This is a genomic window from Psychrobacter sp. AOP7-B1-25 (assembly GCF_052376195.1).
GTDB lineage: Bacteria > Pseudomonadota > Gammaproteobacteria > Pseudomonadales > Moraxellaceae > Psychrobacter.
Genome location: NZ_JBQSVK010000019.1, coordinates 14,833 through 26,878 on the forward strand (window position 1 = coordinate 14,833; position 12,046 = coordinate 26,878).

Genomic DNA, 12,046 nt, shown 5'->3' on the forward strand with positions numbered 1-12,046 from the left:
AAAGTTTATAAGGTAAAGAATTACAGAATGCTCAAAAACGTTCAAACATTTTGAAAAAGATATTTACTATCATCATTGTAATCGTTCAATTTTTCCTATTTTAGTCAACAACGACCAATGATTTACAATGAATCTCAGTGTCTCATATCAGTATTGCTAACCTTATATGGTACAATCTTCAGCTTCTTAAAAAAGCCTTATAAAAAACGCTGCGAGTCCTTCATCATGCAAAGCCTAGTCACCCTTGTTCTAGTATTAATGCCAATGTTTATTGGCTTTGCCATTCCTTCTAACCCTACTATGACAAAACTAGCAGACAAAGGTTTGTCATATTTAGTATTTATCATCCTAGCATTGATCGGGATTGAGCTGTCTCAGGTAGAAGGCTTAGGCAGTCAGGTTGGTGAAATTGTTCTATATGTCACTGTCCTATCAATACTGACAATTGGCACAGGGTTGTTTTCGCTCATGGTGTTTGACCATTTTCGACCATGGCATGCCAAAAAACCAAGTGTAAAATCTAAAGAACATCAGGTGAGTATTCGAGGTAGCTTAGCACAAGTAGTTTGTGTGGTGATTGGGATGGTGATTGGCTATTTCTTGCCTGCTGATTATATGCCGCCTGAAAACTCTATGACCGTCATGCTGATGATTTTGATTTTACTGGTCGGTATAGGCTTAAAAGGTTCGGGCATCACGTTAAAAGAAGTGCTGCTCAATAAACGCGGCGTAGAAATGAGTGTCATTTTTACGCTAGCAGTATTGGCAGGCGGGCTTATTTTCGCGCTACTATTTACGGATGTATCATGGACGAAAGGCTTAGCACTATCGTCAGGGTTTGGTTGGTACTCGCTGTCAGCGATTGTCATGACGGATGCTTATGGCGCGGTTTGGGGTAGTGTCGCGTTATTCAACGACTTAGTACGTGAGTTCTTCGCGTTAATCTTTATTCCGGTATTTATGCGTAAATACCCTTCCGCTGCGGTTGGGCTTGGTGGCGCGACCAGTTTAGACTTTACCTTGCCTATCATCCAGCAGTCAGGTGGTCTAAAAGTCGTGCCACTAGCGATTAGCTTTGGCTTTTTGATTAATATTGTCTCGCCAGTGCTAATGGTGTTTTTCTCGGCGTTGGGATAAACTATATTTTGTAGATCAGCTTGTTCGTATTTGATATTACGATTATTTTATTATTAACCATCTGTTTAACCAGCTTATCGATGGTTTTAGGGTCTTCATTGCGTAGATGGCTTTTAAGATAATTTATTAAACTCGACTTTTTAGATGGTCGAGTACTTGCTGGTCTACTTTTTAGCTGTGCTATTGCGCGTTGATATGTTGTAGCAGAGTCTTTGCTATTCTTATTGTTACCTTGTGACACTTTACTCGAGTTTTCCTTGATATTATCAAAAGGTGAGTAATAGATAGCTTGATTATTCTGCTTAATATAAACTTGCTTTTCTAACCACCTCACAACTAGGCCAACTTGTTTTTCATCATTTACTTGGCGATAAGTTGCAAGTTTCTGCTTAATGACATTATTTAGTCCGTCAATTTTTTTAGCCTTATTCAACAAAACTTGATCTTTTACTAAATCTAATATTCCTTGCCTATCTACTTTATAACTTAGTTTTTCTTCGTTTTGGTTGTGGCTAATAAGACCTAATTTAACAAACTTATCAAAAACCTGTTCAAAAATATAATCTTGCTCAAGGTTATTAAAGTTCTCTAACATTTTCACTGGAACATACTTCTTCATCAAATGTAATAAGTTAGACTTATAGCTTGGTAAAAATACTTTACGATTTACAATGCCATCGAAAACTAAGACATAACAGTCGTATATAATCACTTTAGGTACATCATTTTCGATCGGTTGAGCTAGATGTTTTTTATTTTCCTTTAGCACCTCAGGAACGTTATCGCATAAAGTATCTTGATTATCATCAATAACAAGTTTGCTTTGTTCTATATCTAACACTGTATTTTCATTGGGCTCATAAGCTACATTTAGCTGATTAGCATTTTCTAGCCGCATTATATTCATACCATTATAGGCACTATTTAGATGCTCAACCAAAATATCATAACCACTATCTCTTGCTAAAATACAAACATCGGCACTAGGATCAATTTCAGAGATTTTACCAAGATAAAAAGACAAATAGAAATCTAACGCATTTTTTCCTGCATGTTGCATCTTAATAATATGAACACTTTCATTATCGAACCTGAGCAGTGTTTCAACCAGTTCAAGTGGCAGACTTTTTTGCTGATTAACACCCAAAAACAACCATATATGACACTGAGCCACCTCTACATTATCGAAGCTTTTGGGCTGAATGTTCTCATAATCAATTAAAATATGCTTCATCAAAATATTCTTATTATTTAATTTAAGTTACCATTCCTAAACTCCACTCGCCTGCTTAGCAAACAAACGCATCAAAGGCTTGATTTTGCTGACTCGGTACATGCCTTCATTACGTATCTGCTGCACGGGACGCATTTGGGCAAGCGACCCTGCAAATAACCAGTTAAGCGCAGAAAAACTATGCATCATCATACTATTATGCGGGCGACGCGAACGCTCATAATAACGTAGCGTTTGATTGTTGCCCCAAAGCGTACCGCCACTACGGGTAAAGTCATGCATCAACTGCTCACATAGCACCTTTACGTCGAGCATACCAAGATTCAATCCTTGACCTGCCAGTGGATGTACGCCATGAGCAGCGTCACCGATGAGCACTAGGTTGTCAGCGACGTAGCTTTTCGCTTGCTGTGCCGATAATGGAAAACTAGCGATAGACTCAATCTGATTAATCGCACCCAGTTCGTAATTGCTGGCAGCAGCTAGTTTATCAGCGATAAAGCGATCTTCTTCCTCTATCAACGCCAATGCTTGATTGCGTGGCAATGTCCATACTATGGACTGCCAATGCTGCGGGTTTTCTTGATCAGCCTCGGTTATATCTGCTAATGGCAATAGTGCTAACGTACCCGTCGGTAGCATGGCTTGGCGTGCAGTTGCCTGATGCGGTTTCTCGGTCTGAATCGCACAGCAGATGGCAGTTTGGTTATAGTCTAACGTATCTACGCCAATTCCTGCTTGCTGACGTACAAATGAGCCACGCCCATCAGCGCCAACTAATAGACGCGTATCAATCGCTTCGCCACTGTCTAGAGTTACACGGTAACCTTGCTGCGCCCCCAACCAATCCATATTGACAACTTTATGACCAGCGATAAGGGTTAGATAATCACTGACATCGTCCTCATGCAAACTCTGCCACAGTGCGTGCTCTATGATAGCTGGCTCTACCATACTACCTAATAATGTAGGCGCATGATTTTTACTACTATTATCCCCGGCGCCAATATCTTCACTTTCACCAAATAATAATTCACCCATACCATTTAGCTGCCACACCTGCATTTGTGAGTAGTCTGCTTTGCGTTTGGATATGGCAATATGTTGCCAAGCACCAACATCTTTCAGCAAATTAATGCTGGCCATACTGAGGGCATAGACACGTGCATCACGTTTGCTAAGTACGTTTTGCCAAGCTGATTCATCGCGTGCAGGGCGAGCATCAATTAACGTCACAGGCATTTTTTGTTGTGCTAGTTTTAGCGCCAATGTCGCACCAACGATACCGCCACCGATAATCAACGTATGGTTGTTTTTCATAAGGTGTCTCTCAATATTGCTCAATATTAGAATGATTATTATCAATCTTAATTACAGTTAGTTGATTCAGTTTAAAAGACAGACAAGGCAACCGAGTGCAGATGTATAGGCAATACTTCAAGCGAGGTTAACGCTGTCACTCTTTTAAAGAGGATTAACTATAGCGCTATGACTTTAGACCCATCGCATAAGTGGCGACTAGTGGTTTAATATTTGGCAACTTATCAAAGGCCAACAACGCCATATTCCGCGCCAGCTTAATCGCGGGGTTAGGATGGGTAAAACCATGTACTACCGCATCACAGAATCGAATCACTCGTTTCTGGTCAGTCTGACGTGCTTTTTCATAACGCTTTAATAACTGTGCATTACCGATATCTTCACCTTTGAGCACTTGTGTATTTAGCATTTGTGCCAATACATGTGCATCTCGCATACAAAGATTAAAGCCTTGACCAGCGACAGGATGTAAAGTGTGAGCGGCATTGCCCATAATGACGCAGCGCCCTTCTACTTGCTTATCCGCTAGTACGCGGGTCAATGGATAGGCACCGCGGCAACCAGCAGTGACAAACTTGCCAGCGCGTTGTCCAAACGCTTGCTGTAACGTCTGCAAGAAATGCGCGTCGTCTTCCAGATACCTAGTTTCTTCACCTGTTGGACATACCCACACGACAGAGCGTCTGTAGCCTTGTTGATACTCATCATTGCCATCGCCCTCTGGATCAGTCAGTGGAAGCACAGCAAGCGGGCCAGCTGGACTAAAACGCTCAATCGCTGCATGCTCATGTGGCGTATCTGTTTCTACCACCCCGACGATAGCCGTTTGCTGATAGTTATACGTGGTCGTACTGATATCTAACAGTTGGCGTACTGTAGAGTCGCGCCCATCACAAGCCACTAATACGCTAGCTTGTAGCTGTTGATCGTTTTCCGCGTCGTCATTGTAATTAAAGCTAAGCGTCACACTATCGGCCTGCTGTTGGACCGTCGTCACATTGGCATTATCTATTAAGGTAATTAATGATTCTTGCTGCGCGGCTAATAAAAGCTTTCGCCCCAGCCAAGCGTTTTCGATGACCTGCCCAAATGACTCAACGCGCTCTTCTGCTTTATTCAACTGCGCACGTCCAAAGCTACCTTGCTCACTAATCTGTACGGTATCGATACGGCAAGCATGGCTCTGTAATTCATCCCACAGTCCAATCTCTTGATATATCTGTACCGTACGCCGTGATAATGCGGTATTGCGACTGTCTAAATAATGGCTACGAGTACTATCATCCGTTGGACTGATGGTTGGATAGCTGTTTTTTTCTAATAAGGTACTTGCTATACCGTGGTGAGATAATAGCAATGCAAAAGACAAACCAACATGACCACCACCTGCGATAAGCACTTGCTGATCGGTGATTGCTTCTTTCTTTTTAGATATGTTGTTAGAATTGGATAAATGTGAATCAGTATCTTGCATCATTATTTTCCTATTATAATTTTTTAGACAAGCGGTTTATTAGTAATAGATAACCGCTTGTCACTGATTTTATTTTATAATTTTTATCATGTTACTGCAGTTATTAGATGGATTGTAGCAAACCATGGTATAGCACATAGATTACCACAAATTGTCTATTATGCCGTGGCCTTAAACGTAGACAAACCGTTTCTCCATTTTCATCATAAGTAAGCTTTGTATTTATAAAACTCAAAAATTTTAATCTTATTAAAGTATTATCAAACAATGGATAGCGATGAATTATATAGAACTGTTAGCAACATTGAATCGATTTACAGAAAGTCGCTGTAGCAGTTGCAATCAGCATACAAAAACAGTGTCATCTACCTAGATGTATGGCTTGAAATTTAAAAATTCTCTACCATAATGAAGGCAAGACTTTCATTTACTACTTTCCACAAAAACAATAATAATATCGCCGTCATTTTTGTTATCTAAGATTTTTCAACATCCAAAATACTGTAACGCCACTAACTATTTTATCTCTGCAACCCGTCACGCCATTAAAACGAAATCATAGCGTTGGGTACACAATAAAAGGATAATCGCTTGACTGATTCCATGAGCCGCCGTATAAAGTTTGAATCATTGACTCCAGCACAGCTGAAAACCGTGCTTGGTGAATACAACAACCACATGAAATACATCCAAGAACGCCTCGATATTAAAATCATGCAGCGCCACGGCGATTTTTGCCTGAGTGGCGATGTGACTAATGTCGAACGCGGTGAACGTATCATCTACAAAATGGTAGATGAAGCCCAGAATACCAAAGATATCAGTGCAGAAGAACTGCATCTCATCATCCAATCTAGTATCTCTCGTGATGAAGATATCGAAGAAGATGAGCAAGAAGGTCATGATGATATGGAATATGATGAAGACTTAGATGAGGCTAGCGAGTTTACGCCCATCAGTTTGCGTACACGCAAGGGACGCATCGTTCCACGCGGTGGTAACCAACAGCGCTACGTAAGAAACGTCCTGAGCTCTGATGTATCATTTGGTATTGGGCCTGCTGGTACGGGTAAAACCTATCTAGCAGTTGCTTGTGCCGTAGATATGCTTGAGCGTAATGAGATTGAACGTATTTTGCTGGTACGTCCAGCGGTAGAAGCTGGCGAAAAGCTAGGCTTCTTGCCAGGTGATTTGACTCAGAAAATTGACCCATACTTACGCCCATTATACGACGCACTATATGAGATGATCGGCTTTGAGAAGGTTGGTAAAATGATTGAGCGTCAGATTATTGAAATCGCGCCACTTGCTTATATGCGTGGCCGTACTTTGAATAACTCATTTGTCATTTTAGATGAAGCGCAAAATACCACGCCTGAACAGATGAAAATGTTTTTGACACGCTTGGGCTTTGGCTCACGTGCGGTCATCACTGGTGATATTACTCAGGTCGATTTGCCACGCGGTCATAAATCGGGCTTGGCGCAAGCGATGGATATCTTGAGTGGTATTGAAGAGATTCATATCACAAAATTTGACTCAAAAGATGTGGTGCGACATCAGTTGGTACAACAAATTGTCGAAGCCTATGATGTGTTCGATGAAGAACAACTGGCACTACAAGAAAAACGTAAGTTTGAACGTATGAAAGAACAAGAGCGAAAGCAAGCAGTCGCTAATGCAGCAGCCAGTTTGTAATAATCAAGCTAATAACTGAATTACAGACATTTGCTATAAGCACTTATCTTGTATAAGAAAACCGGATTACTAACAGTAGTCCGGTTTTTTCTTACCAATATTTTGTTGGATTTAGCTCTTTCACTACTAGTAGCCTACCAGCAACTTAGCTATAGTAGCCTTTATATATTAGCCAAGAACGTAGCACTGAGATGGACAGTGATTAAGCTGTTTATATGGCAAAAAAAGCTGGTAAGTAAATAATCCAAACAATGCAGCCTTAGAAACACATTTATCTATAATAAAAAGGACAACAACATGAGCCAACCTGACAATATCAATGTTGATGACAAGATCGCTAGCAACCATGCCAGCTTAGCAGCACTTGATATCAGTGCGACCGATAGTATTAATGATGAGACCTTAAATACTTTTTACAATCGTGAGCGTCTGCTGTCAGTCATGATGGCAACTTTAGAATATATAGATAATCGTATTAATAATGGTCTGACCCTACCTTATTTTGCAGATATTGATTCTGAGCTCTGGCAAGAAAAGTCAAAAACATTGGATATATATATTACTGATGAAGTCGAAGGTCGTGCATTAAATTTAGAAGCACGTGGTAAGGACTATGCGACTAATATTTTGTCTTATCCAAGTGAATTACCTGCTACTATCATTGAGCTGATGCCAACGTTGCCTCTTGGAGAGCTGATTATATGTCACGAAGTGATGGTACGTGAAGCGGCTGAACAGGACAAAACCGTGGTGCAGCACATTAGCCATTTACTGGTACATGGCGTGCTACACCTATTGGGTTTTGATCATGAGCTTGGACAGGCTGAGCAAGATGAAATGGAAAAGTTTGAGATTGCCATTCTAAAAAATCTTGCGCTGCCAAATCCTTATTTATGATTGTTGAGGCTGTTTGTTTTACTTGATCTGTTAACTCACAAGCTGCGCATTTTAGGCATTATTATCTTTATCTAAAGAAGGTAATGGCGCTGGTGACTGGTCTTTATTGCCCATCAACATATCCAATCCTTTAACATGTACACTGCGCTGCGGGAATGGAATATCAATTTTATTATCATCCAGGGCATATTTGAATTGCTCTAATAAATCACACTGCATGCTCCACCAATCGTCATTTGTGGTCCAAACATTGAGCGTTAGGTCGACTGAATTGTCACCCAGGTTAGTAACTCGAACAATAGGTGCTGGATCAGCGAATGACAATGGATTATCAGTAGCCAGTTTAATCATAATATCTTTAGCTGTTTTAATATCAGCGTCATAACCAATACCAAGTGTGATATCGACACGGCGATTGGGCAGCGAGCTATAATTGATAGTAGCACTGGTGGTGATATCACCGTTTGGAATAATAATATCGTGATTGGTGGTGGTGGTTAGATGCGTATTAACTAGGCTAATTTCACTTACCGTCCCTGTGTGACCCAATATCTGCACATAGTCACCGCGTACAAACGGGCGAAACGTCACAATCATAATACCAGCAGCAAAATTCGATAGCTGATCTTTCAGTGACAAACCAATGGCAACGGCAGCACCACCTAAGATCGCGACGACAGAGGTAGTCTGCACGCCGACTTTACTAAGTGCAGCTAGGACCACCACAACCAGTAGCACGCCATACAATAGCCGACTTAAAAAGCTGGCAACTGTCTGATCCAAATGACTACGCGTCATCAGTCGATCAGAAAAAGAGACTGCCTTTTTGGCAAGCCAACGCCCAACGATAAATATAATTATTGCTAAAGCGACTTTAATGACCAGCTCTAAAGCATTGCTCGTTAAAGTCGCGACATCTACGGTAAAACCTAAAAATTCCATAATGACTCTTTATTTTATAGCGGTGTGTTATGAGTTTTGATATCTGTACTTATAAAACATAGTGCGTTGTTTTTAACAGCTGTATTTTCATTGACTTGATTTTAAGTAAATTTATTCTTAGTACTTGTATAGGTTAACCTTAATACGTTACTTCAACCGTATCACTATAGCGGTACGTACGTATCAAGCGCAGCTCGACGATATCGCTCATGTCTTCGGTAAATTTACCAAAGGGTGCAGCTTGTCGTACCGACTGCTTAGCAGCTTCATCCAATATCGTAGAGTTCGAGCTTTCAAGTAAGCGAATAGCTTTGATATCCCCATCGTTACTGATGATCACCATTAACCGCACCTCACCCGTAATACCTTGAGCGCGTGCTTGCACAGGATAATGCAAATTACCCACTCGCTCAACGTGCTCGCGGAATGTATTAATATAATCTGCTGCCGCACCTCGCGTGGTCGAATTACTATCCATCGTTACAACTTTGGATTTGGTTGCATAAACCTGTTGACGCTGAGACAATTGAGCTTCTAAGGTTGCAATCTGCTTACGTAGACGCTCTTCTTGCGCCATCGCATCATCTTGCGCTTGCTCGCTATCATTATCCGACTCTACCGTGGCTTGACGCCAGCTCAACGTCGTACGTAGATAACTTTCTTGGTAGCGCTGCTGACGAACTTGGCGCTGTAAGTTAATGATGTCTTGAGTCTCACTCATTTGCTCAGCAGACATTGCACTTAGCTGATTGTTCTCTTGTCTTAGCTGCTCTTCTATTGTACCACCGCCCTCTTGTGAAGCGTTGGCAATAAAATGTGCATCTTCATTGGGCTGCATGTTGTCGGTCAGCACCTTTGCCACGTCTTGCATCATTGCAGCTGGGTCTTTCCCCATGGAAAAGCCGATGCCGAAGATAATCAACACATGGACAGCTACTGCAATGACAATAGCGACAGGCAAGCTGATATTGCGCTTAGGAGCTTGTGCCGAAAAATGATAACTCTGTGAGTCTTTTATATAGGCCACAATGGATCTCAGATTGTGAGCATATCAATACAAGGCACCATTTAATCAGTATTGTAACGATAAGCAAGATTTATACTGGCGCTATCATAACATGACATAGAATTATGTCGCCAGTATCAACACTGCGGCGGCATTTTGACATCTGCCATGCAGGATTGGTAACCTTAGCCGCTGATTAATAGATATGCATTTGAGAACCTATAAGACAAACGAAACACTGTCTATACCAAATGAGTTGCTATAAAACGCACGTGTTCATTTTGAAGCCACTGTATTTGTTATATACTGCCTTAACACAATTGAATGGTTAGCATTGTGCATTGTCATAATCAGAACTGTGCATCGCCTTAGTTAAGCAGTTTAATAGACATAGACGCACTAGTATTAAAGGTGATTTTTTCGCTTTTGCTACCTACCAGTATAAAAATTACTGTTGGTCGTAAAGATTTAGAAGTTATAGTGCATTTGCTTTCGTTTGGATTAACGATTGCCTGCAGATACTGTTTAGCCATTTTTACGTCACCGATTAAATGACGCGCCCTATAAGGATAATAAGTTTGAGTGACTTTGATAACGTGAATAATTCAGAAAATTTTGATGAGTTCTTCGAGAGTATTGGCTATCGTTTTGACGAGTCATTCGGCAGTGGTTGGGATCGTATCGCCCAATCGGTTAAAGATATCTATAACAAGACGACGGACAAGTTCGAGGATGAACTATCATTACCAGTAGCACAGACTTACGTTAATGATGCACTACAAAGGTTTGTCACCGATAATGTGAAAGCCATTTTAGAACTACGTGTCGAGATGCATGATGACTGGTTTCGTTTGTACTGCACTGTCAATGCAGGCGGTATCTATGCCGAGGTAGCAAGTAACTTTAGCTTAGTTCACGTTCAACTCGATCGCAATGTACAACGTTTTGTATTTGGTCAGCAAACTTATACCGATATACTAAATCTGCGCTGTGAATCTTTCGTGAAACGTCAAGGCATCAAACTGGCGATTTGGTTTTATCACAGTGTGCTCAAAAAAGACCCTTTAGGCTTTATTCTGTCGTACGTAAATATTGCTCGTGCAAAAGATGAGGTGATTTATCTTGATATCCATCGTTGGTTAAAAAATAATAAAAAAATCATAAGCACCTTGCATAAAGTGCAGATAAATTATGGTGAGCTAGAAGAAGAGCAAATGGTTTTAAAGGCTCAGATTAACTATCGAGATTTACTGGCTGCCAGCAGCAATGAAGATATCATCAGCGATGACGATGATCCTGAGTTGATGCAAGGTCCTATCAACCCTATAGATGATGCGACTGAGCCAAGCCAAGAGTAAGTCGCTAGTATTTTATCCCATAAAAAAGCGCTACATCTATAAGGCTGATAACCTTTAAGATGCAGCGTTTTTTTATTAAATCCGATAACTACCAGTAGTTCTCTACGGCAATATTACCCTCGCCGCGGCGATTCATCACCAGACCTAATGTTTTTAACGCTTCTTTAGTATCTTCTACCATATCTGGGTTACCACATAGCATGACATGGGTAGTATCAATGTTTAATGCGATTCCCGCACGCTCTTGCAAGCTACCTTCTAGCAGTAGCTTCGGTAAACGCTCTGATAATGCACCTTCGACAGGCTCACGAGTGACAATTGGTATAAAGATAAGCTTTGCTGGATTATCAACCAGCGTACCGAAGTCTTCTTGTAGGCGCTCAATTTTCTCAACGTAAGCCAGTTCATCGAGCGAGCGTGCGCTATAGGCCAATACAATATGCTCGTAATCTTCCCATGTCTTTAAATCTTGTAGCATTGACAAAAACGGTGCCAAGCCAGTCCCTGTTGCTAGCAGCCATAAATCTCTTGGCAAGGGTTTTTGGTAACGCGCCAAAGTCAAAAACCCAAATGGCATGGTGTTGAGTAATAGCTCATCGCCCACTTGTAAGTGCTGCAGTTGCGAGGTAAATGCACCATCAGGAATCACAATAGAGAAGAACTCTATCACCTCATCAAAGGGCGAAGAGACAATCGAATATGCACGAAAAACGTCTTCATTCAATGCAGTATCAGCAGTGTCATCACTTGCATCAGTCTGTTGATAATATTTCAACTGACTAGGATTGACGCCTAAACGTACAAACTGCCCTGCTGTAAACTTAAAGCTGTCAGGACGGCTGACGGTAAAGCTAAATAGATTTGGCGTCCATGTGGTTTTACTGAGCACCGTTACTGTTTGAATATTATCACTCATAATTATTCGTCACTTATACTTTTATTAAACTGTATTTTTATAAGTTACCTTTGATAGGCAAAAG

Annotated in this window: 10 protein-coding genes; 4 read left to right on the plus strand and 6 right to left on the minus strand. The window is 41.0% G+C overall.

All coding sequences use genetic code 11. The features are described 5' to 3' along the window. Window positions 1–225: 225 nt before the first annotated feature. Complete coding sequence (locus ACT3QR_RS12245) at window positions 226–1,137, plus strand: lysine exporter LysO family protein (protein ID WP_444521609.1); 912 nt, start codon at window positions 226–228, stop codon at window positions 1,135–1,137. Between the two features lies 1 nt (window position 1,138). Here ACT3QR_RS12245 and ACT3QR_RS12250 read toward each other — a convergent pair whose 3' ends face one another. The 3 genes from ACT3QR_RS12250 to ACT3QR_RS12260 all read right to left on the minus strand — a co-directional run bounded on the left by ACT3QR_RS12250 (window position 1,139) and on the right by ACT3QR_RS12260 (window position 5,168). Beyond that, window positions 1,139–2,371, minus strand: coding sequence for a PIN domain-containing protein (locus tag ACT3QR_RS12250; RefSeq protein WP_444521610.1), 1,233 nt, complete (start codon window positions 2,369–2,371; stop codon window positions 1,139–1,141). A gap of 36 nt (window positions 2,372–2,407) precedes the next feature. Then, complete coding sequence (locus tag ACT3QR_RS12255) at window positions 2,408–3,691, minus strand: FAD-dependent oxidoreductase (RefSeq protein WP_444521611.1); 1,284 nt, start codon at window positions 3,689–3,691, stop codon at window positions 2,408–2,410. Window positions 3,692–3,857: 166 nt separating this feature from the next. Continuing rightward, a complete protein-coding gene (locus ACT3QR_RS12260; protein WP_444521612.1) occupies window positions 3,858–5,168 on the minus strand; it encodes a UbiH/UbiF/VisC/COQ6 family ubiquinone biosynthesis hydroxylase in 1,311 nt (436 codons plus the stop codon). 600 nt (window positions 5,169–5,768) lie between these two features. Between ACT3QR_RS12260 and ACT3QR_RS12265 the strand changes: the two genes are divergently transcribed. Then, the gene (locus tag ACT3QR_RS12265; protein WP_444521634.1) at window positions 5,769–6,863 is read left to right on the plus strand and encodes a PhoH family protein; all 1,095 of its coding nucleotides are present in this window, start codon (window positions 5,769–5,771) and stop codon (window positions 6,861–6,863) included. A gap of 297 nt (window positions 6,864–7,160) precedes the next feature. Then, on the plus strand, window positions 7,161–7,760 hold the full coding sequence (ybeY, locus tag ACT3QR_RS12270) for an rRNA maturation RNase YbeY (RefSeq protein ID WP_444521613.1): 600 nt from the start codon (window positions 7,161–7,163) through the stop codon (window positions 7,758–7,760). Between the two features lie 51 nt (window positions 7,761–7,811). On the opposite strand, the gene ACT3QR_RS12275 is transcribed toward ybeY, so the two are convergent. Both ACT3QR_RS12275 and ACT3QR_RS12280 read right to left on the minus strand, forming a co-directional pair. Continuing rightward, a complete protein-coding gene (locus ACT3QR_RS12275; protein ID WP_444521614.1) occupies window positions 7,812–8,702 on the minus strand; it encodes a mechanosensitive ion channel family protein in 891 nt (296 codons plus the stop codon). 139 nt (window positions 8,703–8,841) lie between these two features. Next, window positions 8,842–9,729, minus strand: a complete 888-nt coding sequence (locus ACT3QR_RS12280) for an energy transducer TonB (protein ID WP_444521615.1) — start codon at window positions 9,727–9,729, stop codon at window positions 8,842–8,844. Window positions 9,730–10,286: 557 nt separating this feature from the next. On the opposite strand from ACT3QR_RS12280, the gene ACT3QR_RS12285 reads away from it, so the two are divergent. Further along, a complete protein-coding gene (locus ACT3QR_RS12285; RefSeq protein ID WP_444521616.1) occupies window positions 10,287–11,066 on the plus strand; it encodes a hypothetical protein in 780 nt (259 codons plus the stop codon). An 88-nt stretch (window positions 11,067–11,154) separates the two neighbouring features. Here ACT3QR_RS12285 and ACT3QR_RS12290 read toward each other — a convergent pair whose 3' ends face one another. After that, entirely contained in the window at window positions 11,155–11,985 is an 831-nt protein-coding gene (locus ACT3QR_RS12290; RefSeq protein WP_444521635.1) for a ferredoxin--NADP reductase, read from the minus strand. Between the last annotated feature and the right edge of the window lie 61 nt (window positions 11,986–12,046).